Below are 25418 nucleotides of genomic sequence, written 5' to 3'. Positions count from 1 at the left end.
TATGATCTAATTTTATCAATAAGAGCATTTTTAGACGGTTTACTTCTTTACCATAACCCTTTTAAAACTTATTTTTTTTCTGATCGAATAAATTCTAATTTAGTTTCTCAGAATGGATATGAGGCTTCTAAATATATTATAAATAATAGTTTATTTCAAAAGGACAGTATCTATGATGCCTGTAGTTTGCCTTTATTAGAAATATATAATAAAACCATATGCTGGCAATCAAGATGACCTTGCGAAATACCTTGAGCCACTAATAACTAACTTGAAAAATAAGTTATCTAAAAATCCGTTAACTAAAAACCCATATTTAATTATTTTTGATTCATATAAGCATACTACAGCTTGTATTACTCAATTTAATTGTCTTGCTAAATGCCTTGAAGTTAACTATTTTGATGCTAACTACCTTGAAGATGACTTCCTAAGAAAAAACTTTCCTTATTATGATAAAAAATCAGCAGATAAACTTGCAACGCAATTATTTGAGTCATTTTATACTGAAAATGAAATATTCGCCGTAAATGTTACTATATTTGTTGCCCCCACACAGATAGTTGATTTTGATATGATAACTTTTAAAAAGAGACTTGCTGAACAACTTTCAAATAAGTTTCATCATTTTGGACTAAATATTGGACTAAAAGGCTACTATAACTATAATAATGAGAGACAGAGTTTTTTTGAAGAATATGATAATGAGAGACAGAGATTTTTTGAACAATATAAAAACCATATTTCTATGAATCTTAATAGCCATCTTAATAGTCGGTTCAACAAGCTAAATAGCATAATAGTAAATTGTAAAAATATTAATGAATTACTATACATTCTTTTAGAAGAAAAGATTTTTTTATCTAAAGTAATAGATATTAATCAAGAGTATACTAAGTTTGTATATTCTCTACTAAAGCAAATACAATCAAAATTTATTAGTGATGTTGAGGAAAATTACAAGGGAAACTTAGATTATATTTACAAGAAAAACTTAGAAGATATGGTTAAAAAAGGATACCACACAAACACTTTCTTACTATACATAGCTTCTATAAAAAATCATACTGATGTAGTTAAGTTATTACTATTAGAACAAGGAACTGGAGTAAATCAGGCAAATAATAATGGCGTTACCCCGTTGTGGATAGCTTGTCAACGTGGTCATATAAATATAGTTAAGTTATTACTATTAGATTCAAGAATTGAAGTAAATCAGCCAATAAATGATGGCACTACCCCTTTTATGATAGCTTGCCAAAGGGCTCATATAAATATAGTTGAGTTATTACTATCAAATTCAAGAACTGAAGCAAACCAGGCAAAAAATAATGGTATTAAATGTTTGAGTAATAATCTCCTATTAGAAGCATCTAATTCTATAGCAAGCTATTTTATAGCGGGATGTTCCAATAGCTCTAACAATCTTATCTTAGATAAATTAAAAGAGAATTTTCCCACTCACGATATTAATACTGCGTGGAAAATGCCTTCAGGCGAACTATTAACTCCTTTAATACAAGGGTGTTATTTTATGTGTAATAGAAGTATTAACTGGCTTTTAGATAATTATGAGGGTAAATTAAATAAAGAGGCAGCTTTCAAGAATAGTAATGCTTTAAAGTGGTATACCTCACATAAAGATGAGGACGGATATGATAAGGAAATAGAAGAAAGATTAAGACAGCTGTAAGCGCCTTATTCGAGTACGGTTAAAATTAGATCTACTTCTCCAATTTGTGGTACTTTTGATGCTTGAGCAACCTTCTCAGCCTGTATCATATTTGCCATATATTACAAGCTAATGATTTGTTGCAATAAAATTAATAATAAGGATATTTTTGCAAAATTAATATAATTACTACAATTATATTCTCAGAAGTTTAGTATTTTGATTTGACGAATTAACTATTTGCTTTTGGGATAATATTTTTTTTCTATACGTTACATCCTGTGCTATTCCAAGTATACCAATAACGTTATTATTTTTATCGAAAATTGGTATTTTCTCTGTCTTTATCCATAAAAACTTTTTAGCTATAGGAAGTAAATATTCTGATATATGAGTTTTTCCAGTATTTAAAACGAATAAATCATCATTTCTAAAAGTATCTGCTTGTTCTTTACCCCAACCAAAATCATAATCAGTTTTTCCTAAAGCTTCATGATAATTTAAATTACTCAAATTACACATGTTTTTACCTAAAAAAACGTATTTAAGATCTATACTTTTGACATAAATAAAAGTATTTTTACTACTTATACTTGCAATAGCTTTAAAGATTGGTGAAGATATATACCTAGATATGTTATTGTGCTCAGATTGATTGATTATTTGCTTTTGTGGTAACGCTTCTTTCTTATAGATTGTTATATCTTGTGCTATTCCAAGTATACCAATGATGTCATTATTTTTATCGAAAATTGGTATTTTCTCTGTTTTTATCCATAAAAATTTTTTAGCTATAGGAAGTAAATATTCTGATATATGAGTTTTTCCAGTATTTAAAACGAATAAATCATCATTTCTAAAAGTATCTGCTTGTTCTTTACTCCAATCAAAATCATAATCAGTTTTTCCTAAAGCTTCATGATAATTTAAATTAATCAAATTACCCATGTTTTTACTTAAAAAAACATATTTAAAATCTATACTTTTAACATAAATAAAAACACTTTTACTACTCATATTTGCAATAGCTTTAAATATCGATGAAGATAGATAATCAGATAAGTTGTTGTTATTGTACATGTTAGATCCTTAGTATATTCTTTAAATTAGCTGTTAATAATCTTACATCGTTTAGATTCATGCCTTGCTGGGAAAGTAATTTTAATATTGCTTTAGACTTTTTTATAAACAGTATAAACAAACATATATTATGCATCAACACTACTCTACCCTGCTCACCAAAAGCTTTAGTTAATGAAGTGTATATATCGGTACTCTCTCATTTAACTTCTAATAGAGCTTCCGGAGTAATTATTTTTTGATACAGAATCTAGTCCACACTAAAAATATATAGGTATAACTTATTAATTTATATATATTTTAGAAAGCTCTTTTGTAGTCTTGCTTATATTGGTCCATACTACTATAAATAATACTAAGCTTGCAATAATAGTTACTATATTAAGGATAGGCACAAGGTTTAATATTGTCAGGCCAATGTACCAGTATACAAATCGAGCTTTGAAATTGAGCTTTTTTGTATATTTATTCTGGTATATTTTACATTGTTCATCTAGTTTGATAGCTGTAACTAATAGAGCAATATATGTCCATATAGGAATTAACTGTGTCCACAGCCAAGCATTATGAATCTTAGGAGTATTATTAGCTTCAACAATAGCATTAGCTAAATTTTGTTGGGATAGTATAAATAATACTGAGACTATAAAAGATACAATAATTATAACTACAAAAGATATTTGCATAATTATTGCTATAGTTTCTGTTGAAATTGAATTTGTCATATTATTATTAAATTTAACTGCTATGAATAAATGTATGTATTTAGATATATCACTGTATGTTAATCACTGTACATAATGTCTTGATTATCTATTATAAGATTGATTGCCGCAGCTAAGCCTTCGATAGCAAAAATCTCTAAATGTAAATTAAGTGAATTGATTATATCAGGCGTGAGGTAATTTGTTATAAATTTATTATTAGTATGGTTATTTTCTGTGATAAGTTTATGCTTTTCGCCTGCCCTATTTATCATTAGCCTAATTGTATTATCATCGATGTTTATTAGAATTTTCTCTCTGAGAGATTTGTTTTTATATAATTCGATGAAACATAAGCAAATAATTAAATAGATGTAGTATTTAGTTTTGACTTTTCCAGTACCAATGATTATTAATTCTCTATTATCGATGAATATTGAAAGAGTTTCTTTGAGCTGTTTTTCTAGATTTATAGCATTGTGGAGTTGTTGCTCATCTTTTGTTACTAGTTCACAAGATAATTTCTTAATGAATGAATTTCTGATAAATGAATACTCATCATATATATTGGATTGATTCTTGAAGTTGTTTCTTATGTATTCTTCAAGTAGTTCTAAAACAATAACTGCAGGATTTCGACTTGCTACAATTGAAGTTTTAACGCTAGGAGCTTGTCTTGGTTGCAGCATCTTTTGGTAGGATATATTTTGTGCAATTCCAAGGATGCCAATGGCTTCGTCATCTTTATTTAAAATTGGTATTTTTTCTGTTTTTATCCACAAGAATTCATCGCCTTTAGGTATCAAATACTTAGATATGTGAGGTTTTTTATTATTTAAGACAAATAAATCATCATTTCTAAAAGCATTTGCTTGTTTCTGGCCCCATTTAAAATAGCTATCATTTTTACCAATAGCTTCTTGGTATTGAATGTTGTTTAGGTTGCACATATTTTTACTTAGAAATACATACTTCGAATCTGTGTCCTTAACGTATATGTAAATATTTTCGCTAGAAATATTTGCCACCGCTGCAAATAGTGGTGAAGATATGTACTCATTTAAATTGCTATGCATTTTTCATTCATTCCTTAACCTTAAGATATTTTTTAAATTCTTTACAAGCAATTTAATATCACTATATTCATGACTTGCTGAGAGAGTGATCCTCAAAATTGCTTTAGACTTTTCTACTACAGGATAAACAGCACATGTTACAAGTATACCTTGTGCTTTTAGCTGTTTATAGTATTTTATAGCGTCTTCTTCATTACCGATGTATATAGTTCTGAATGGTACAAAACTGTTGCGGAGTTGATTATATTTCACATCGGTAATTTCTTGGTCAAAGTAATTTAAATTATTGCGCAGCTTTTGCTGAAGTAAGTTGATATGTGTAGATAGATGAATTTCACAACTTTTATTTATTACTTCTAAGCTTGGTACTGATAGTGGACCTGAAAATGTGTAGGTAGTACAATATTGTAAAATAAAGTCTATTTGCTCTTGATGAGGCATCAGCACAACACCACCTTGTCCACCGAAGCCTTTAGATAATGATGCCGATATGAAGACTCTGTCATTTAATTTATAGTTGAGCTCTTGTAGTACATATCCGCTACCATGCTTACCGATTATTGACATTCCATGAGCATCATCAAAGTAAACATAGCCACAATACTTATTGACTAAATCTATTATCTCTTTGATAGGATAAATTTTTCCCATAGAGCCAACGCTGTCCATTATTATAAATGGTATCTTATTATCTTTATGAATTTGCTTTAAACTCGTAGAGAGTTTTTTAATATCTGTATTATCTACAAACTCGACTTCACAAAACTGATTTATAATTCCGATTAAAATTTTCAGGGATTGGTGAGCATATTTATCCATTATGCAATGTATTGGTTTACCTTGGTCCATTCTTGGGAATATACCGGAAAGTAGTAAAGGTATAACTCCAAGGTGTGTGGTGTGTAAATTTTGGAATAATACAGGCGAATATGGTGAAAAAATTTTTGCAAGTTTATCAAGTGCACTTTTCTCCTCTTGAGATATTACTCTTGTTCTTGAGCTTGAAAACATGAATCCTTGTGTTTCAAGGGCTTTACTTTCTTTGACTGCATTGATTATTTGCTTGTCGTTGTGTAACCCTAAATAAGAACATGAGACAAATTCTAAGTAATCCTTATTGTCGACTAAAGTGATATTCTTTTTTTCAGATTTTTTGAAAATATTACGAGCACAACTATAACTTGACTCTAAAAATTTTTCTGTACGTTCAAATCTTTTTGTAAACCAGTTTTCATTGATTTGCATGTTTGTTGCTAAATATTTTGATGTTTATTGTAAGCACAAGATTCTGCCATATATGTATTACCTTTTAAAATAGTTTATACAGCAAATTAAAATAAGTTTGATTATAAATAAATACATAAAATATTAAATATTAGTTATAATTAATTAAGTTGTTATGATTGTTTAATATTTTACCGTTTATCGCAAGAAAATATTTCTTTAAAAATATCGACTATGGAACCTATTCTTTTTAAAGTTAGTTTTTATAATAACTAAAAATTCTAAAAAAACATCGTTACCACCCTTCTGTTAACTCTTGTGGCAAAAAAGCATATATTTATATGATGTAATTCTAAAAACCATATTTACAACTATAATAGTACTATCTCTATATGGGGATATGGGAATTATTTAGCGTTCTCCTGTGTATATATCCTTAGGTCTTATGTATAATCTATTTGGAAGATTTTCATTAGAGATTATCAGAAAAATCTCCATAAGTTATATTCTGATTGGTATTATTTCATATTCTTTGTTAAGAATTACAGCGACATTTATTGGCAACTTACGCTGATATATTTAGGTATAGATATATTTAGGTATAACTTATTATTTATGGATAAAACACTAGAAAAAAATAGGTAAAATATGCTGAATGATATATTACATCAACCAATTAGAACAAAAATAATTACTTATTTATATTCGGTAGACAGTGCTACATTTAAAGATATAAAAACTTTATTAGAATTAACTGATGGTCATATGAGTACACATATGAAAGTTTTTGTTAAAAATGGTTATATTGTAAACAAAAAATCTTTCAAATCTGGCAAGCCAACGACAACTTATAAAATTACAGATAAAGGAAAACAGATTTTCTTAGACTATGTTGCTGAGTTAAAAAGAATTGTTAACTTTGTATCAGCAAATCCTAGCTAAGAACCCGCCTACTTCAATAAGCTTCCTTTTTGCTGGTTCACATTTACAAACATAGAGAATATCACCAATAACATAGTAGATAGCATCTTGAGAATATTCTTGACCAAGTTCACAAGCACTATCTAAAGATTCAGCATTAAACATAAAACCATTTTCTTGGTGCTCCGTAGTTTTATCAAAACCGTTGATTTGATATACCCAATTATACTTTCTAGTTAATTGGTGTTTTAAAAGAATATTTCTAAAAATGTTTTCTTGATCAGTTAGTTTTTGGTTAAGTGGGTTGTAAGCAGTTATAATAGCAAATTCGTCAGGAAATTTATTTGGTTTGACAGGTATTTCAAAAAGCGTCTTAAAATACCATTGGCATAAATCTTGAGACTCAGACTCTTTACTCATATGCTTTTAGCTTTTGTTCTAATTGAGAGCCAGTGTGAACACCTGTTAGAGTTCCAACTTGCTTACCATTTTTAAAAATAAGCAAAGTTGGAATACTTCTAATAGCAAATTTAGCAGCTAAATTTTGATTGTCATCAACATTTACTTTGACAATCATAGCATTTGGATAGTCTTTTGAAAGCTGATCAAGGATTGGACCTAGTGTTTTACATGGTCCACACCAATCAGCATAGAAATCAACCAAAACAGCCTTGTTTGTACTATTAATAAGTTTTTCGAAGTTAGCTTCGTCTGTTTTTATAACATTACTTAATGACATAGCTTATTTCTCCATAAATGTAACATTTGCTTTAATATTAATATCTTGAGAGACAGCTACTGGGCTATGGCTATTTGAGCTTGCATCACCACTGTAAGCTGTTTTCATTAACATTAAATTATTTCTAGATTGGTAACCATCTACATCTATATATTGTATAGAGTGGATAGTATATTTACTATTAGTTTGTTTATTAAAGTCAGCAAGATAATCTTTGGTATCATTAAAAAGTTTAATCATTAGCTTTTGTTTTGCTGCTTGTATATTTTTAGCAGGAGGATTGTAATCTAATACATCGACAACTAGTCTTTTACCTGTAGATTTATCTTGATTATCAAATGCTCTTTGTAGCTTATTAAGATCACTTTGTGATACCCTAGCTTGTAGTTTGATAGTGATATTAATTGCACCACTATTACTAATAGTTTGTTCAATATCTTTGACTTTCCAGTCAGATTTAACAATATTATTGATATTATCTGAAATTTGTTTTTCTACACTATTTTGTTTTTCAAGTGTTGTTGTCGCATAGCCTGTGACCTGAACAAGTATACTATCACTTTTGACTGTAGTTTCAGCCTGAGTAGAATACGTGATTGTATTATAATTATGATGATCACTGCCACATGCCGCAGCAAAAGAAATCGTTGCAAAAAGGCTCACTAAAGTAATTGGGATAAACTTTTTTTTCATAAATTAATAACTCCTCTACAAATAAACTCATTATTGAGTTTAACAGATATCTAAATTTTAATTAATTAGATTTGTCAGCAAATATTTATTATTAAACTAACTTAAGAGTCATACACTTAATGCCACCACCTGCTTTTCTAAATTCACTGACATTGATAATAATAGGCTCTATATCAAATTTATATAACTGTTTTCTAAGCTTATCATCACAACCACTAATGATTAGTTTACCACTTGTATAAACACTATTTGCAAATTGATTAGCAACTTGCTCATGGGAGAGTTCTATAGCATTTGGAAGTTGTTTGAGAACTTCTTGGCTTTGCGGTGCATATGCTTTTGGGTAGTACATTACAGCTCTATTGCCTAGTGGACAAAATGTTAAATCAAGATCATAAAAGAAAGGATCAACAATCTCTAATTGTACTGCTTCAATGTCAACTAATTTAGCTAATTGTTGACTTGCCTTTAAACTACTGCGGTATCCATAGCCACAATAGAGTTTATTGTTATATTCTAGAGCATCTCCTTCACCACTATGGTAGCAATCAAGAGTTTCAATCTGATAACTATTATCCTTAAACCATTTTTGGAATAATACTTCTTCAGGTTTTCTTTCTACAGGGCGAAAATTACTTGCTATAAAAGTATTTTTTCGTACAACTCCAGCATTCGCTGTAAAAACCATATCCGGAACATCTTCACCCTGCTCAATTAAATTAATTTTTAATTCAAGTTTTTGATAAGTATCATAGAGATTTTGCCATTGCTTTAATGCTAAAGTTTTATCAGGTTTATTATTAACCTGCATCCATGGGTTTATAGCATAAACAACATCAAAAGCCGTTGGTCGGCACATCAAAACTTCTTTCATAAAAATTTATTCAAAAAACTAAACTAAATAATAGCTTTAATTTATCACATAACAACAAAATAAATAAGAACTTATTGTTGGTTGGTTTATTATTAAATAATAGCATGGAGGATATCATCTAAAGACTCAATTATCTCTTCTTTAATTTCATTTTCAAAAGGAAAATCATCAGATGTTAGCTGAGACTTTACAAAGCTTTCTAAAAGTAAAATCTGGGCATCATGAAGTTCTAGTCCTCTAGATTGTAGATAGAATAAAGCATCTTTATCTAACTGCCCTATTGTAGCACCATGAGTACAGACTACATCATCAGCAAAAATCTCTAATTCTGGCTTAGTGTTTATTTCAGCTTTGTTACTTAATTGGATATTTTTGTTATTTTGGTACGCTTGTATTTGTTCAACACCTTTATTAACTATCGCTTTAGCATTAAACCAAGCTTTAGCATTGCCATTAGCAACACCACGGAAGTTGACATTACTAAAAGTATGCGAAGCGTTATGATTAACTAAAAAACAAGTATTAGCAATAGCATTATCATTTACTAAATATAGCCCTCTAACATCAAATCTTGAATGAGGCTTATTTAGATTAACTATAAAATCGCTTCTTAATAAAGCATCTTTATTAAGAAGATTAAATCCATTAAACTCAGCAGCTCTCTCTAAATTTATTAAATAGTTTGCTGTTGTTATCAGCTTAGTATTATTTGGATTATCAGCATTATTTGTAAAATTGATTTTTGCAGCCTCAGCAAGATTTATATCTAGAAATAAATTTATTGCAGAATTTTCAGCAAGGTTTACAAAGTCAACATTTAAATCTAAGCTAGCAAACATATCGACACTAAGTTTTAGTGATATATTTGTTAATTTATCCTTAGCCATCTCAGTATTTATAAAGATTAAACTCAAGCAATCTTTAGTATCTTTAGCTATATTAATACCAAAGTGTTTAGAATTCTCTATCGCTAGCCTAGACATATTTCTATCGTCTTTGTGTAATTCCAAGGCGCTGATATGATTTAATTTTTTGTTATAATCAATAGCTAATACACCATCAAGGATTATTACAACATTCTCTTGTGTATCAAACTTAAAGCCTTCAAGATAGTTTTTAGATTGTGGTGATTCTTTTAGTAATTCTTTGATATTATTTTTATCATAAATAGAAGCAATATTTGTATACTTCCAGCTTTCTTGTTTAGTTGTAGGTAGAGATTTATTATCTATTAACATTTTTAGCAACCTTTAGCTGTTTAACCAAGAATATCCTTTCTCTTCTAATTCAAGAGCAAGCTCTTTGCCACCAGTCTTAGCTATCTTGCCATCTGCTAAGACATGAACAAAGTCTGGTTGAATATGATCTAGAAGTCTTTGATAATGAGTAATTACTAAGAAACTTCTATCTGCAGATCTCATACTATTTGCACCTTGGGATACTACTTGCAGAGCATCAATATCCAAGCCAGAATCAGTTTCATCTAATATTGCTAACTTTGGTTCGAGCATCATAAGCTGCAGCATCTCATTACGCTTCTTCTCACCACCAGAAAAGCCTTCATTGACACCACGCGACATATATTTTTGATCAATTTTTAATACTTGCATATTTTCTTTTAGTTTTTTCATAAAAGAAATCGCATCAATTTCATCTTCGCCATTTTGCTTTCTAATGCTATTTACAGCAGTTTTAAGGAACTGGACATTACTAACCCCAGGAATTTCAATTGGGTATTGTAAGCTTAAAAAAATACCAGCAGCAGCCCTTTCTGAAATACTTAAGTTATTTAAATCTTTACCGTCAAATTTAATAGATCCCTGGGTAATTTCATAACCATCTTTACCCGCTAAAACATTACTTAAAGTGCTCTTACCAGCACCATTTGGTCCCATAATTGCATGAACCTCACCTTTTTTGACTGTTAAGTTTAATCCTTTTAATATTTGTTTTTTTTGCTCACCAACACTTACATGTAAATCTTTAATTTCTAATAACATTTTTAAACCTTTTTATCAAATTATATAGCTTATAGCTTAACCAACCGCACCTTCTAGACTAACTTCCATAAGTTTCTGAGCTTCTACAGCAAACTCAAGAGGAAGCTTCTTAAATACTTCTTTACAGAAACCATTTACAATCATAGCGACCGCGTCCTCTTCTGATAGCCCTCTTTGTTTACAATAAAAAAGCTGATCTTCAGAAATCTTAGAGGTTGTAGCTTCATGCTCTATCTGCGAAGAGTTACTTTTGTTTTCTATATATGGATAAGTATGCGCACCACAATTATGACCAATCAACAAAGAATCACATTGTGAGAAGTTTCTTGCGTTAGCAGCATTTGGTGAAATTCTCACTAACCCTCTATATGCTTGTGATGCTTTGCCTGCAGATATACCTTTAGAAATAATAGTACTCTTGGTATTTTTGCCAAGATGAATCATTTTTGTACCTGTATCTGCCTGTTGAGCATGACGGGTTAACGCCACAGAATAGAACTCACCGATTGAGTTATCACCACGCAAAACTACCGATGGATATTTCCATGTAATAGCAGAGCCTGTTTCAACTTGTGTCCATGAAATTTTTGCATTTTTGTGACAGACACCTCTTTTGGTTACGAAATTATAAATTCCGCCTTTACCATCTTTATCACCTGGGTACCAGTTTTGTACCGTAGAATACTTAATTTCAGCGCCATCTAGTGCTACTAACTCAACAACTGCGGCATGAAGTTGATTTTCATCGCGCATCGGAGCGGTACAGCCTTCTAAGTAACTGACATAACTACTCTCATCAGCAATAATTAGAGTTCTCTCAAACTGTCCAGTATTCATGGCATTGATTCTAAAGTATGTCGATAATTCCATGGGGCAAGTTACACCCTTAGGAATATATACAAACGAGCCGTCACTAAATACTGCTGAATTAAGTGCAGCAAAGAAGTTATCGCCTTGAGGAACAACCGATCCGAGATATTTTTGTACAAGTTCAGGATACTTTTGCACTGCTTCTGATATTGGACAAAATATTACTCCAGCTTCAGCTAATTTTTCTTTGAATGTTGTCACAACAGATACTGAGTCAAATACCGCATCTACAGCAATATTTCTCACACCTGCTAACATCTCTTGCTCATGCAAAGGTATACCAAGTTTGTTATAAGTTTCGATAATCTCTGGATCAACCTCATCTAAGCTTTTTGGATGATCTTTTAGCGACTTAGGCGATGAGTAATAGCTAATAGCCTGAAAATCTATAGAAGGATAATTTAAATTGGCCCATTTAGGAGACGTCATTTCTAGCCATTTTTTATAAGCCTTAAGACGCCATTCTAATAAAAATTCAGGTTCATTTTTTCTTGCTGATATTAGACGAATCACATCCTCATTTAAACCAGCTTCGATTGTTTCTGCTTCAATATTAGTAACAAAACCATGCTCATAGTCTTGCTCAATGATTTTATCTAAATTTTCACTCATTTTTTTTAACTCTTGTCTTTGTTGTTGACAATATCATAAATTGATGTTTTTGATAGTAAACCAAGTAGTTGGCTGTTTAAAACTCTCCAATAGCCACTCACCATACAGTTCCCTAAACTACATTTTTTTTGCAAATCGCAGCACTCGGTTAGATTTACATCTTTCTCAACACATTTAACAATATCCAAAACAGTAATCTCTCTTGGATCGTTGACTAAGGTGTACCCACCTTCGATACCTCGCTTTGAGGTTACAATATTTGCCAAAGAGAGCTGATTTAGTAGCTTTCTTACCGTCGGAATATTTAGACTTGTAGATTTAGCAATTTTTGCAGCACTATATGGATTAGAATCATTTTGTGCTATTGTAACAACTACTAGTAAACCGTAGTCGAGTAATTTACTTATCTTAAGCATAATTACCTTTAATCTATACTAGTTTAGTATCATATATCTATATAATAATATTTATAAGGCTGAATGTAAATTAAAAAATTGATTATTTTACTGCCTTAGATTAGTATGTTTAAATTCACATACTATATCGAAGTATTATAACAATTAATTATGAGAATAGCTATTTTAGGTGCTGGGCAATTAGGAGTATATTTGACTCAAAGGCTCAGTTTAGACCATCAAGTTTCAGTTATTGACTTAGATGAAGAAAAACTTGGCTTTATTTCATCAGCATTTGATGTGCAGACAATCATTGGTGATGTTACAAAACCAAATATTATGATGGAAGCTAATTTTAAAGATACTGATATGATAATAGCTGTGACATCAAATGATACTACAAATATAGCTGTATGTGATATGGCTTACAAGTTATATAAAACGCCTTATAAAATTGCACGAATCCGCGATACTGAATATAATAGATTTCCTAAACTACTTAATAATATCGATTTAGTTATAAAGTCATTTTTTGAAACCACAAAAAGGCTAGAGCAATTAATTTTTTTATCTGGTGCATATTTTATATCAAGTTTTTTTGATAAGCGTGTTCAAATAGTTGGTGTTGAGGTGTCATCAGGCTCCCCTCTTGTAGGTCTTGCTGTTAAGGATATATATTTAGGTCTAGGTGATATTAAGGTTGATATTATCTCTGTATATAGGGGTGGTGAAAAATTAGATATTGATGATATTGATGTCTTAGTCAAACCTGGTGATAGAGTTATGTATCTTTCAGAAAAAGTATATTCATCACAGATATTATCAATATTTCAACCTAAAAAAGACAACATAAGAAAAATATTTATAGCAGGTATAAACTATGCAAGTATCACCTTAGCAAAATCTTTGGAAAGCAAAGGATATATTATCAAAATGATAGATCCAAGTGCTGAAAAATGTGAGTTTGCTTTGAGTGAGTTATCTAAATCAACAATTTTACATTATAACCCAGTTAATAATAATTTATTAGTTGCTGAGGGTATTGATGAAGCAGATATGTTTTTTGCTTTAACAAATTCTGACGAGATAAACATTATGTCATCAATTTTGGCAAAAAAACTTGGAGCTAAGAAAACAGTTGCTACAGTTAATAGTGCTGAATACTATGATATTACTAGAGATCTAAAGCTTATTGATATTTCTATTTCACCGCATAATTTCTCATATACAACAATTAAAGCATTTTTAACTCAAATTGATATGCTTAGGATGTACGAGATTGAAGATAGTGAAGAAATGCTTGTTGAGCTTAAAGTACATGGCCAAGAAAATATGTCTACTGTTATAGGTAAAAAGATCTGTGACTTTAAATTACCTCACGGTATAGAAATACTTGCGATAATGAAAGTTGATAATATTCCAAGGTTTTTTGCCGATAATTTATTAATACAAGATCAAGATAGATTAATAATCAAAGTTGATAATAAAAACGCGTTGCAAACCTTAGAGAAACTTTTTCAAGTAATGCCACTGTACATCGCATAAATGTTTGCCAATTTAGATATCCTTGAGTTATTATATACTTTAAAATGTCCATCAATATACAACTATGGCAGCAAATGCATCAGCAAAAGAAAAAATAGGCTTAATCTTACTAGTATTATTAATGACAGGAGCTATTGATAATATCAGGAATCTTCCCTCCACAGCTACTTCAGGTACATATATATTTTTCTTTTTTGCAGTTGCTGTTTTTTTATTTTTAGCGCCAGTTGCACTAGTATCTGCGGAGATGACAGCAACATATACTGCCAAGGGTGAAGAAGGAGTATACGGTTGGGTTAAAAAAGCCTTTGGTCCTAATGTCGCGATGCTAGCTGTGTGGTTTCAATGGATAAATACCCTTATATGGTTTCCAAGTATTTTAACTTTCCTAGCAGGAACAATCGCATACTTATTTAATCCTGATTTTGCACAGAATATAAAGTTTACGATTATATTTATAACTATAGTTTTTTGGTCTTTGACTGTACTTAATCTTAAAGGTCTAAGAGTATCAGCAATCTTTGCCAGTACTTGTACTTTTTTTGGTATGGTAATACCTATGTTATTAATGGTGCTATTTGCATTAATTTGGCTGATTAATAGCTATAGTCTAAACATCCATTTCCATTTAGATAACTTAATTCCTAGTTTCACATCTACAGAGTCCTGGATGGGACTAACAGCTATTATAGCTTCTTTCTTGGGACTTGAGTTAGCAACTGTGCATATTAGAAAAGTCATAAATCCTAAAAAGACTTTTCCCCTAGCACTTTTAATTTCGGTAATATTTATAATCTTTACAATGGTTCTAGGCGCTTTAGCTGTTGCAATTATATTTCCACAGTCACAAATTGACGTTGTCCATGGTACTATCAAAACTTTTAAAGTTTATTTAGAAAGTTTAGGAATTCCAATGTTTTTCTACTATCTCTTAGGCTTGATGGTTTTTGTTGGTTCAATAGGGTCAATGATTAACTGGATGATTTCACCAGCAAGAGGATTGCTCCAAGCTGCTGATGATCATTTTTTACCAGATATGTTAGATAAAACAAATAAACATGATGTTCCAAGTGGTATACTAATACTTCAAGCTATAATTATGACTATAATATGCCTGCTTTTAGAGTTAGTGCCTTCGGTTCAAGCTTATTATTGGCTTCTTACTGCTCTTAGCACACAAATATATTCCTTGATGTATCTAATGATGTTTTTTGCTGCTTTAAAACTAAAGTTAACAAACAGCCAAACTCGAGGAAATACAGAAGATTTTCATATTCCTGGTAGAAAATTTGGTATGACAATTGTTTGTCTTTTAGGTATTATAGGTACTACCTTGTGTGTAATTGTTGGTTTTGTCCCACCAGATAATTTGTATAGTAATCCATTAGAATTTATTCAAATGTTATCTATATGTTTTGTACTGTCAATCATACCTGTAGTGTTGTTTATTATATATAGAAAAATTAAGTTAAAAACTTACTAAGATACCTTTGGATTAAGTTAGTTGACTATGCAGCTAATACTGCTATGGATTTTGTCTTCCTGTAATTAGAAATAATTAAGGTAATAAAGTAGTGCTACTAGCTATAACTATTGAGCTTATGCTTACAATAATAACGTCTGCTTTATTAGTCTTAGAAAATAAATTTTTTAGGATTAATAAAATATTAAGAGTTTTGAAGATTATTATTTGCTGCGGAACTTAATACGACCTTTAGTTAAATCATAAGGAGTAATCTCAACTACAACCTTATCGCCAGTTAATATACGGATATAGTTTTTTCTCATCTTACCTGAGATGTGAGCTGTTACTACATGCCCATTTTCAAGTTCAACTCTAAACATTGTGTTTGGAAGTGCTTCTAAAACAACACCTTCCATTTCTATACAATCTTCTTTCGCCATATTGGCCTCTTCTCCAGTTAATTAATTAGTTTTCAATAGTTACACAAAACAGCATATATTTTAAAAGCATTTAAGTAAAAACACAAATTTTTTGAATAAATAGTTGTTAAAAAGGTTATAATCTTGCTATCAGAACTTAGTATTCGAAAATTTAGGCATGGAAAAGTACTTATTCTTTGAATTAATAATTTTTATTGTTGCAGTTTTAGGTGGTGGTATTGGTGCTGTCATTGGCTTAGGTGGTGGCTTAGTAATTACCCCACTGTTGACCACAGTGTTTGGAGTGCCTCTTCATTATGCAATAGGAGCATCATTAGTAGCTATTATCTGCACCTCAACAGCAACATCTCTAGTTTCGTTAAAGTCACATGGATTAACTAAAGAGAAATTAGGCTTATTTTTAGCATTAGCAACAGCCGTAGGAGCTATATTCGGCGCTAAACTAGCTGTGATGCTTAAAGCTAAAGTATTATTTTTGGTTTTTGGTGGCATACTTATTGTGGTTGCAATCTTAAGTTTCATCAAGAAAAAATCAAGCGCTGAGACTAAACCACCAAAGCAGTCTTTTATAGCGAATAAATTACAGCTTAATGATAGTGTTATTATAAGTGGTCAAAAGCAAAATTATAATGTTAACCATCCTATCCTTGGTTTTATTTTTATGGTTGGTGCTGGTTTTATTGGTGGTTTACTTGGTATTGGTGCGGGGATATTTAAAGTTGTAGCTATGGATAAAATTATGAAAATACCTTTTAGAGTCAGTGCCTCAACAAGTAACTTCATTATGGGTATCACTGCATTTGCTGCAACTTCAACTTATTACTTTGCTGGATATATAGATAGCTTTATCACAGCACCTGTGACATTAGGTACTTTATTAGGTGCGTCAATTGGTTCAAAATTAATGCCACATATCCCTACTAAAGCTCTTAGATTAACCTTTTTTGTGGTTGTATTTATATCAGCAATACAAATGATTATTAAGGGGTTAATATGATTAAATATGATGTTATTTATAGAGCTTTAAAATTAAATTTATTTATAGCTATCTTGATCATAGCTATTGGAGTACTAAATACCTTTTTAGGGAATTCCAATACTACAAAAAGTATCCTAAGTATTGGAATTTTGTTAATAATAATTTCGCCATTATTAAGAATTCTTCTCGAGCTAATATTTTTTATAAAAGATAAAAACTACACTTATATATTAGTCTGTATAGTATTATTTACAATAATAGCTATAAGTATTGTTTGTTAGATAGTATATTTTTTTTAAAAATGTTAATATTCTGCTTATTATATAATGTACTCCTAAGAGTTAGAAACTTATAGCGATATGTTTACTAGTTTATCAGAGAAATTACAATCATCTTTTAAAAAGATAAAAGGCCAAACCTCTCTAACAGAGGAGAATATTCAATCAGCGCTACGTGATATTAGAGTATCACTTTTAGAGGCTGATGTTGCCTTACCAGTGGTCAAAAAGTTTATAACTAACATCAAAGAAAAAGCTATTGGTGAAGAAGTCAAAAAAAGCCTTACACCAGACCAAACTTTTATTTCTTTTGTAAAAAAAGAAATCGAAAAAGCACTTGGTGAAGAAGCTGTACCAATAAATCTAAAAACTCAGCCACCTGCTGTTATTTTAATGGCTGGTTTGCAAGGTGCTGGTAAAACAACATCTACAGCGAAGCTTGCTAAATACCTAAAGGAGCAGCATAAGAAAAAGGTCATGGTAGTCAGTGCCGATATCTATCGCCCTGCTGCTATAGATCAGCTAAGAACTTTAGCAAATAGTTTAAATGTGGAGTTTTTTGAATCAAATGCTTCACAAAGGCCTCAAGATATCGTAACAGCTGCAATAAAAACAGCAAAAACTAAACTTATAGATGTGCTTATCATCGATACGGCAGGTAGATTGCATATCGATAATGAGATGATGGATGAAATTAAACAAATCCACAAAATTGCTAATCCAATCGAGACATTCTTTACAGTTGATAGTATGACAGGTCAAGATGCTGCAGTAACAGCCAAAGCATTTAATGATGCTTTAGAGTTAACTGGTGTGATTTTGACAAAAACTGATGGTGATGCTAGAGGAGGTGCTGCTTTATCAATCAGAGAAATTACGGGTAAACCAATTAAGTTTTTAGGTGTCGGTGAGAAGACTGATGCTTTAGAGCCATTCCACCCTGATAGAATTGCTTCTAAGATTCTAGGCATGGGAGATGTTCTTAGCTTGATAGAGAGTATAGAGCAAAAAACAGAAAAGAAATCTGCTGAACAACTAACTAAAAAACTTAAAAGTGGTAAGAGCTTTGACTTAGACGATTTTAAGAGTCAAATACAACAAATGAAAAAAATGGGTGGTGTAGGCTCAATCATGTCTAAACTACCAAATATGCCAGCAAACCTACCAGGTAATGTTGGTGATGATATGTTCAAGAAGATTGAGGCTATGATAGATTCTATGACCCCGCTTGAACGCAAAAAACCAGAGCTTATCAAACATAGCAGAAAACAAAGAATTATTAAAGGATCTGGAACTACAATTCAAGATCTTAATAAACTGCTTCAGCAACATACGCAAATGAAAAAAATGATGAAAAGCGTTATTGGTAAAAAAGGTGGTATGGCAAACTTAATGAAACGCATGTCTGCTATGCAAGGTATGGCAAATATGCCCGGTCTTTTTGGTAAAAGAAAATAAGTATATATAAATATAAGGATATCTAAATCAATGATAGGTGATAAAAACTTTGATAAAGTTTCTAATATAAATATAAAGAAGGAAAAAGTATTGATTCCTGCAGAAGTTCTAATCCAAGATATACCTCTTTTAAAGACTTCTTTTGAAACTGTGAGAAAATCTCGTAAAGAAATAGCTGATATTATCCATGGAAATGATGATAGAGCAGTTGTTGTTGTAGGACCTTGTTCTATCCATGACCCTGTTGCTGCAATCGAATATGCAACTAAGCTAAAAGAGCAAGTTAAAAAATTTCATAAAGATATACTTATCATAATGAGAGTATATTTTGAAAAACCACGCACAACAATTGGTTGGAAAGGATTCATCAATGATCCTGATCTTGATAACTCATATAATATCAACAAAGGCCTACGACTTGCACGTAATTTATTATCAGATTTAACTAGTATGGGGCTGCCATGTGCAACTGAGTTTTTAGATGTAATTACTCCTCAGTACTTTGCTGAATTGATAACATGGGGAGCAATTGGTGCTAGAACTGTCGAAAGCCAGGTGCATAGAGAATTAGCTTCTGGTCTTTCTGCATCTATTGGCTTCAAAAATGCTACTAATGGTGATGTTCAAGTGGCTGTAGATGCGGTTAAATCTGCTACTTATTCGCACCATTTCCTAAGTACAACAAAATCTGGTTCAACAGCAATATTTGCGACTAAAGGTAATCAAAATGGCCATGTAATTCTGCGTGGTGGTACATCTGGTCCTAACTTTAGTAAAGAGCATGTTGATGACTGTATTGCTAAACTTAAAAAATCTGATATTAATACTAAAGTAATGATTGATTGCAGTCATGGTAATAGTCAAAAAGATCATACTAAGCAAATTAGCGTATTAGCAGATATTTGTGAACAAATAAAACAAAGTAATGATGTTTTTGGGGTAATGATTGAGAGTAATCTTGTTGCTGGCAATCAAGATATCAATAATAAACCTCTTACATATGGACAAAGTGTTACAGATAAATGCGTGGATTTTGAAGAAACACTTAAGATGCTAGAAATGCTAGCTGAAGCTGTCCAAATAAGACGAGTTTCTAAAGCGAAACAACAAGTAAAAGAAGAATCGCAATTCTCTTTACTATAAACATTTGTTATTACTATTTGGCTTAGCTATTATTCAATTACCTAAATTTCTAATCTACTAATTATTAAGCGATTAAAAATCGTTTTATTGTTCTACCAAAATCAGTAGCTGAGTGTGGTTTTTGTGCAGTTAAGATTTTGGTATCACTTTTTATATGGGTTTGCCATTATTGAGCTATTATATTTAATTTAGTACCTGATTTATTTATACTACTCTCGAGTGAGAATGGTACAATTAAGCAGATGACTCTGTGATAGATCTGCTAAATATTGATTAAGTGCACTTTTGAATGAACAAATTCTTTCTTACCATTGATTATAAGTTTTTTTCATTTATTTGTTTGTTCCTAGAGTTTAAATCTTAGATAACTGCCAAATTAATCAGCTGACTACCTTGGCATACAGCACCTGTATTATGAATACTAATTACAACACCGCCAAATGGCATTGTTAATGATTTTTTTTGCATCGTTGAAGTTTGAATGTATTGTCCTATTATCTCGCCTGCTTTGAATTGATCACCTGCTTTGATAAACCATTCATATAAGCCACCTTCTATAGCCTTGATATGTTTGTAATTAACACCATAAGTATGATGCCTAATATCGGTATTTAATAAGTCAGTTTTAAAAGGTGAATCTATGACATTTTTGAATTTTAGATAGTTAAGGATACCTTGAGTTTGCATTTTAGCATCAGCAAAATTTATATACTCTTCTGAGCCTAATTCTAGCGTATAGCCTTCTTTGAGGACTTCTTCGTTTCTACCCTGCTTCTTAAATTCTTGAGCCAAATGCCACCATGGGCAAAATATAGCCTCATCAAGAGCACCACCAGCTTTATCATTATCGATAATTAGCATATCTTTATAGCCAAACTTCTCTGCTGTCTCTTTTGCAAATTCGGCGGTATATAAATAAGTAATAGCATCTGTATCTGTATGTAAATCTAGTACATAATCTGCCTTTTGAGCTTCTTTTTGCATAAGTAAATTTAATCTTTTTGCTCTAGATAGTTCCCACTCATTTACTAATTCTTTTTCTAACTCTTGTTGTAGTAACTTTTCAAAAGCTTGCTTATACTCTGCTGTAGTCGAGTTGATATGCTCTTTAACAAATGCTGAATAGTCAATTTTAGGATAGAAATAATATCTATTAAAGTTATCTCCCGTTGCCGAATCAAATCTACCCTGATGCCCTGCTCCTATAAATACATCTTTACCAATTGGATTACATTGAGGAATCAGATAAACATCGCCTTTTGGTTGAAACTTTTTAAAATACTCTAAAAGCTCAATCATCACAGTATTACCTTGTAATTCTGAAGCGTGCATACTTGCTTGCATATACACACTTGGTGCTTTTGGATCACTTCCTTTGATAGTAATTTTCTCTACATAAATATCGTCACCTGATGATGATTGACTTACTTTGATTTTTTGTTTTGAAATATAGTTAGACATAATTCGTCAAATAATTCTTTGCAGTGCTATAATTATACCAAGTTAATAATTCTTCTGAAAAATATTTACTATCAAAAAGTTTTATTAATTCGGTAAGTAATTGCTATTACACAGCTAGTGCTAAAATGCTAAAATAATTCTAATAATTTTAAAAAACAAAAATAACTCAATGATAAAAGTAATGACGTTTAATGCGAATGGTATTCGTGCAGCTGCGCGTAAGGGTTTTTGGGATTGGTTTAAAACTCAAGATATTGATTTCTTGTGTATTCAAGAGACAAAAGCCCAATTTCATCAACTTGAAAAAGACAAACAGCACTTCCCTGATGGCTACTATTGTGATTTTAAAGATGCTATCAAAAAAGGCTATAGTGGCACAGCTATTTATGCCAAAAAAAAACCTCTAAGAGTTATCAAAGAACTTGGGCTAGATTGGGCAGATGATGAGGGTCGTTATATTCAGTTTGATTATGAAAAATTTAGTATAGCTAGCTTATACCTACCAAGTGGCTCTAGCGGTGATGACCGTCAACAATACAAAATGCAGTTTCTTGAAAAATATAAAGAAGTACTCAAACAGCAAATAGAATATGGTAAAGATTTTATAGTTTGTGGCGATTTCAATATTGTGCATAAAGAGATAGATATCAAAAACTGGAAATCTAACTATGGTAAAACTTCTGGGGTATTACCAGAAGAGCAAGCTTGGTTAGATCATATATTTGATGATTTAGGTTGGGTTGATACTTTTAGAGTTATTAATAATGAGTCGTTGCAATATACATGGTGGTCAAATCGCGGCCAAGCTAGGGCAAATAACGTTGGCTGGAGAATTGATTATCATATCTCGACACCTGCATTAAAAGATAAGATAATACCTGAATCAGATTATATCTATAAAGAAGTTTGGTTCTCAGATCATGCTCCTTTAACAATTTGTTATGACTATGAGGTATAAATGTTTATAGAAATAACACAGGCAGATAATTTTAATTGGATTTCAGTATTAGTAACCTTTGTAACTACGACAATATCTGCTGGATTAGGTGCATGTCATATATTTTTCTAACTTATCAAGACAGAAAAAACGCAAAAAATAAGGAAGTAATAGAGAATAACTAATATGCCAAACGCTTATATATTCTCAGGTCTGCCAGGAGTAGGTAAAACAACTTTAGCTAAACAATTAGCCAAAGCTATACCTAATACTGTCTACTATAGAATAGACACTGTCGAATATTATCTCAAAAAAGCTTACTCTCAAGAGCTAACCAAACAAGGCTATGAGTTAGTCTATTATCAAGCTAAAGAAAATCTTGAGCTAGCAAAGAATGTAGCCGTAGATTGTTGTAATCCTATTACTGAAACTAGAAGTTTATGGAATAAGCTTGCAGATATAGACTCTACTAAAGTTATAAATATTGAAATCATTTGTAGTGATAGACAAGTACATCAAAATAGAGTAGAAACAAGATATAAAAATAATCCTAATAGATACCCTACTTGGCAAAATATCTCAGATAGAGATTATCAGCCTTGGCTACAAGGTGTTATTAGTATTGATATAGCTAAAGCTAATAATGCAGAATCCTTTCAAACACTTATGAATTATCTAAAGGAATACAAATGAATCAAAAAAGATTTTTTTATAAACTATTAATCGCATTTACATTTCTATTTGTAATATCAAATAGTTTCGCTGAGAACTTTAAACAATATAATGTCTATCTAATTCCCGCAACCACAGCCGATAATTATGTTAAAGAATTTGATGATTCTTTAGCAGAAACAGATGTATTAGAAAAATACAAAACCACACCTTTTATAAAAAATCACCCTGTACATCTGACGTTATATTTGACAAGTTTTCAAAGCGAGTATATTCAAGACATTGAAAATCAATTAGCACAAATTGCTGATAATACTAAACCATTCTATATAAAAACTATTGGCTTTAGTGCTGGAAAAAGTGGCTTTGTAATGTTAGATATTCAAAACTCGCAAACACTTCAACAACTATCAAATATAGTTATAAAAGATTTAGCTAAATATAGAAATAAAGACTACCCTGCTCCAAGTTGGGTAAAATTTTACCCAAGTAAATTAAAATCTTTTGAAAAATATGGGTCGCCGAATGCTTTTGCTGAGTTTAATCCTCATCTAAGTATTCTCACAGCAGATTTACAAACTGATAATGCACGAGAAGGTTTTGACAAAGATTTTAACGAGATTATCAAAAATACAAAATTAAAACCAACTAGCTTTAAGATTAAAGCAATAGGTTTTGGTGAAGTAGACGAAAATGGACAAGTAACTAAAACTCTACATATTTATAAATTAAATGGGTAAAATTGTAGGCATAATTTAAAAGTAAGGAAATATAATGACTAATAATCACTTTGATGTAATAAGTTTAGGTGGTGGTTCTGGTGGTATAGCATCTGCTGTACAGGCTGCTAAGTTTGGTAAAAAAGTTGCAATTATTGAAAAGCGTGAGCTTGGTGGTACATGTGTAAATAGAGGCTGTGTGCCCAAAAAAGCTATGTGGTATGGTGCTAACCTTGCCGAAGTTCTGAAGCATGATGTCGCAGGCTATGGTTTTGATGTTGAAGTTAAAGGCTTTAACTGGGCAACTTTGAAAGAAAAGAGAGCTAAATATATTAGTAATATTCATGGTTTCTATGACAGATTATTAGATAAATGGAATATTACTTTATTTAATAACTGGGGTAAGTTCAAAGATAACAAAACTATCATATTAGATGATGGTACTGAGCTTACAGCTGATAATATCTTTATATCGCCAGGTGCTTACCCTATTGTTCCAAAAAATATCGAAGGTGCTGAATTAGGTATCACATCTGATGAGTTTTTCGAGCTTGATGAAACACCTAGAAAAGCGCTAATTGTTGGTGGTGGCTATATAGGAGTTGAGATTGCTGGTGTCTTGAACGCCCATGGTACAGATACAACTATCATGGTGCGTAGAGATAAACCATTAATGGATTTTGATAGTGATATTAGTGACACTCTAGTTGAATGTATGGCTATGACTAATCTAAAACTAATTAACCATACAAATATTACTAAAGTTGAAAAAATTAGTAACACTCTAAAAATCACAACTGATACAGGCAAAATTATAGAAGATGTTGATACTCTAATCTGGGCAACTGGTCGTGCGCCAAATACATATAACTTAGGAATCGAAAATACTGATATCAAGATTTTAGATAATGGTATAATCCTTGCTAATGAATGGCAAGAAACAAATGTTAAAGGTATATATTCTCTAGGTGATGCTTCTGGTGGCGCTCAGCTAACACCTGTTGCTATTGCTTGTGGGCGTAGACTTGCGCGTAGACTTTTCAATGGTGAAACAAACCTAAAACCAAAACTTGAGTATATCCCAACTGTTATATTTTCTCACCCGGCTATTGGTACTGTCGGCTTATCTGAAAAAGATGCTCGAAAAAAATATGGTGATGAAAATGTAAAAGTTTACAAATCTCGCTTTACAGCTTTATATTGTGCTATCTCTGGCCATAGAATGCCTACCGTGATGAAGTTAGTTGTAACTGGTGAAAATGAAAAAATTGTAGGTTGTCATATGATTGGTTTAAATGTTGATGAAATGCTGCAAGGATTTGCAGTAGCTATCAACATGGGTGCGACTAAGCGTGATTTTGATGATACTATAGCTATCCACCCTACTAGCGCTGAAGAACTTGTAACTTTGGTTTAGAAAATAGCTAATTCAACATAAATTGTCATGTTGAATTTTTGAGT

26 protein-coding genes and 1 pseudogene are annotated in these 25418 nt (G+C 31.2%); 13 read left to right on the top strand and 14 right to left on the bottom strand.

What is annotated here, in order from left to right; genetic code table 11:
* Positions 1 to 271 precede the first annotated feature (271 nt).
* A complete protein-coding gene (locus CGC45_RS04525; protein ID WP_071629160.1) occupies positions 272 to 1693 on the top strand; it encodes an ankyrin repeat domain-containing protein in 1422 nt (473 codons plus the stop codon).
* A gap of 174 nt (positions 1694 to 1867) precedes the next feature.
* Here CGC45_RS04525 and CGC45_RS04520 read toward each other — a convergent pair whose 3' ends face one another.
* The 4 genes from CGC45_RS04520 to CGC45_RS04505 form a co-directional block, all read right to left on the bottom strand.
* A complete protein-coding gene (locus CGC45_RS04520; RefSeq protein ID WP_071629159.1) occupies positions 1868 to 2752 on the bottom strand; it encodes a PAS domain-containing protein in 885 nt (294 codons plus the stop codon).
* A gap of 284 nt (positions 2753 to 3036) precedes the next feature.
* Entirely contained in the window at positions 3037 to 3477 is a 441-nt protein-coding gene (locus CGC45_RS04515; protein WP_071629158.1) for a hypothetical protein, read from the bottom strand.
* 59 nt (positions 3478 to 3536) lie between these two features.
* Positions 3537 to 4532, bottom strand: a complete 996-nt coding sequence (locus CGC45_RS04510; protein ID WP_071629157.1) for a PAS domain-containing protein — start codon at positions 4530 to 4532, stop codon at positions 3537 to 3539.
* A 3-nt stretch (positions 4533 to 4535) separates the two neighbouring features.
* On the bottom strand, positions 4536 to 5777 hold the full coding sequence (locus CGC45_RS04505) for an aminotransferase class I/II-fold pyridoxal phosphate-dependent enzyme (RefSeq protein WP_071629156.1): 1242 nt from the start codon (positions 5775 to 5777) through the stop codon (positions 4536 to 4538).
* Positions 5778 to 5997: 220 nt separating this feature from the next.
* Here CGC45_RS04505 and CGC45_RS09530 point away from each other — a divergent pair.
* Together CGC45_RS09530 and CGC45_RS04500 are read left to right on the top strand one after the other, a co-directional pair.
* A pseudogene (locus tag CGC45_RS09530) lies at positions 5998 to 6401 on the top strand (hypothetical protein); the annotation flags it as partial.
* A 3-nt stretch (positions 6402 to 6404) separates the two neighbouring features.
* On the top strand, positions 6405 to 6698 hold the full coding sequence (locus tag CGC45_RS04500) for a winged helix-turn-helix domain-containing protein (RefSeq protein WP_071629155.1): 294 nt from the start codon (positions 6405 to 6407) through the stop codon (positions 6696 to 6698).
* On the opposite strand, the gene CGC45_RS04495 is transcribed toward CGC45_RS04500, so the two are convergent.
* The 8 genes from CGC45_RS04495 to CGC45_RS04460 form a co-directional block, all read right to left on the bottom strand.
* On the bottom strand, positions 6681 to 7097 hold the full coding sequence (locus CGC45_RS04495) for a DUF3293 domain-containing protein (protein WP_071629154.1): 417 nt from the start codon (positions 7095 to 7097) through the stop codon (positions 6681 to 6683). The two genes, CGC45_RS04500 and CGC45_RS04495, sit on opposite strands and share 18 nt — an antisense overlap.
* A complete protein-coding gene (trxA, locus tag CGC45_RS04490; RefSeq protein ID WP_071629153.1) occupies positions 7090 to 7416 on the bottom strand; it encodes a thioredoxin in 327 nt (108 codons plus the stop codon). Before trxA ends, CGC45_RS04495 begins: the two co-directional genes overlap by 8 nt.
* A 3-nt stretch (positions 7417 to 7419) precedes the next feature.
* Entirely contained in the window at positions 7420 to 8109 is a 690-nt protein-coding gene (locus tag CGC45_RS04485) for a hypothetical protein (RefSeq protein ID WP_071629152.1), read from the bottom strand.
* A gap of 91 nt (positions 8110 to 8200) precedes the next feature.
* On the bottom strand, positions 8201 to 8983 hold the full coding sequence (locus CGC45_RS04480; protein ID WP_071629151.1) for a dimethylarginine dimethylaminohydrolase family protein: 783 nt from the start codon (positions 8981 to 8983) through the stop codon (positions 8201 to 8203).
* Between the two features lie 92 nt (positions 8984 to 9075).
* Positions 9076 to 10221: a Fe-S cluster assembly protein SufD gene (sufD, locus tag CGC45_RS04475; protein WP_071629150.1), complete on the bottom strand. Its 1146-nt coding sequence runs from the start codon at positions 10219 to 10221 to the stop codon at positions 9076 to 9078.
* 12 nt (positions 10222 to 10233) lie between these two features.
* Positions 10234 to 10983 carry a Fe-S cluster assembly ATPase SufC gene (gene sufC / locus CGC45_RS04470; protein WP_071629149.1) on the bottom strand — a complete coding sequence of 250 codons (750 nt, stop codon included), beginning with the start codon at positions 10981 to 10983 and terminating at the stop codon, positions 10234 to 10236.
* 36 nt (positions 10984 to 11019) lie between these two features.
* On the bottom strand, positions 11020 to 12465 hold the full coding sequence (gene sufB / locus CGC45_RS04465) for a Fe-S cluster assembly protein SufB (protein ID WP_071629148.1): 1446 nt from the start codon (positions 12463 to 12465) through the stop codon (positions 11020 to 11022).
* A 5-nt stretch (positions 12466 to 12470) separates the two neighbouring features.
* Positions 12471 to 12881, bottom strand: a complete 411-nt coding sequence (locus tag CGC45_RS04460; RefSeq protein WP_071629147.1) for an SUF system Fe-S cluster assembly regulator — start codon at positions 12879 to 12881, stop codon at positions 12471 to 12473.
* Positions 12882 to 13031: 150 nt separating this feature from the next.
* On the opposite strand from CGC45_RS04460, the gene trkA reads away from it, so the two are divergent.
* On the top strand, positions 13032 to 14405 hold the full coding sequence (gene trkA / locus CGC45_RS04455) for a Trk system potassium transporter TrkA (protein ID WP_071629146.1): 1374 nt from the start codon (positions 13032 to 13034) through the stop codon (positions 14403 to 14405).
* A 64-nt stretch (positions 14406 to 14469) separates the two neighbouring features.
* Positions 14470 to 15888: an APC family permease gene (locus CGC45_RS04450; RefSeq protein WP_071629145.1), complete on the top strand. Its 1419-nt coding sequence runs from the start codon at positions 14470 to 14472 to the stop codon at positions 15886 to 15888.
* Between the two features lie 203 nt (positions 15889 to 16091).
* Here CGC45_RS04450 and infA read toward each other — a convergent pair whose 3' ends face one another.
* Complete coding sequence (infA, locus tag CGC45_RS04445) at positions 16092 to 16310, bottom strand: translation initiation factor IF-1 (protein WP_004287780.1); 219 nt, start codon at positions 16308 to 16310, stop codon at positions 16092 to 16094.
* A 157-nt stretch (positions 16311 to 16467) separates the two neighbouring features.
* On the opposite strand from infA, the gene CGC45_RS04440 reads away from it, so the two are divergent.
* The 4 genes from CGC45_RS04440 (at position 16468) to CGC45_RS04425 (ending at position 20168) form a co-directional block, all read left to right on the top strand.
* Complete coding sequence (locus CGC45_RS04440; RefSeq protein ID WP_114702064.1) at positions 16468 to 17307, top strand: sulfite exporter TauE/SafE family protein; 840 nt, start codon at positions 16468 to 16470, stop codon at positions 17305 to 17307.
* Positions 17304 to 17570: a DUF1634 domain-containing protein gene (locus CGC45_RS04435; protein ID WP_071629143.1), complete on the top strand. Its 267-nt coding sequence runs from the start codon at positions 17304 to 17306 to the stop codon at positions 17568 to 17570. Before CGC45_RS04440 ends, CGC45_RS04435 begins: the two co-directional genes overlap by 4 nt.
* 78 nt (positions 17571 to 17648) lie before the next feature.
* On the top strand, positions 17649 to 19025 hold the full coding sequence (gene ffh, locus CGC45_RS04430; protein WP_071629142.1) for a signal recognition particle protein: 1377 nt from the start codon (positions 17649 to 17651) through the stop codon (positions 19023 to 19025).
* Positions 19026 to 19055: 30 nt separating this feature from the next.
* Positions 19056 to 20168, top strand: a complete 1113-nt coding sequence (locus tag CGC45_RS04425) for a 3-deoxy-7-phosphoheptulonate synthase (protein ID WP_071629141.1) — start codon at positions 19056 to 19058, stop codon at positions 20166 to 20168.
* 360 nt (positions 20169 to 20528) lie between these two features.
* Here the strand turns inward: CGC45_RS04425 and CGC45_RS04420 are convergent, their stop codons facing one another.
* Positions 20529 to 21629: a M14 family zinc carboxypeptidase gene (locus CGC45_RS04420; protein ID WP_071629140.1), complete on the bottom strand. Its 1101-nt coding sequence runs from the start codon at positions 21627 to 21629 to the stop codon at positions 20529 to 20531.
* 169 nt (positions 21630 to 21798) lie between these two features.
* Between CGC45_RS04420 and CGC45_RS04415 the strand changes: the two genes are divergently transcribed.
* The 4 genes from CGC45_RS04415 to gorA all read left to right on the top strand — a co-directional run bounded on the left by CGC45_RS04415 (position 21799) and on the right by gorA (position 25374).
* A complete protein-coding gene (locus tag CGC45_RS04415; RefSeq protein ID WP_071629139.1) occupies positions 21799 to 22587 on the top strand; it encodes an exodeoxyribonuclease III in 789 nt (262 codons plus the stop codon).
* Between the two features lie 165 nt (positions 22588 to 22752).
* Positions 22753 to 23259 carry a P-loop nucleotide/nucleoside kinase family protein gene (locus CGC45_RS04410; RefSeq protein ID WP_071629138.1) on the top strand — a complete coding sequence of 169 codons (507 nt, stop codon included), beginning with the start codon at positions 22753 to 22755 and terminating at the stop codon, positions 23257 to 23259.
* Entirely contained in the window at positions 23256 to 23978 is a 723-nt protein-coding gene (locus tag CGC45_RS04405) for a 2'-5' RNA ligase family protein (protein ID WP_071629137.1), read from the top strand. The genes CGC45_RS04410 and CGC45_RS04405 overlap by 4 nt, the downstream gene beginning before the upstream one ends.
* A gap of 34 nt (positions 23979 to 24012) precedes the next feature.
* Positions 24013 to 25374 (top strand): glutathione-disulfide reductase, encoded by a 1362-nt coding sequence (gorA, locus tag CGC45_RS04400; protein ID WP_071629136.1) that lies wholly within the window; start codon positions 24013 to 24015, stop codon positions 25372 to 25374.
* Positions 25375 to 25418: the final 44 nt, after the last annotated feature.

Origin of the sequence: Francisella opportunistica, assembly GCF_003347135.1 — a bacterium.
GTDB classification, from domain to species: Bacteria; Pseudomonadota; Gammaproteobacteria; order Francisellales; family Francisellaceae; genus Francisella; species Francisella opportunistica.
This window is presented reverse-complemented; position numbering and strand designations above follow the sequence as displayed.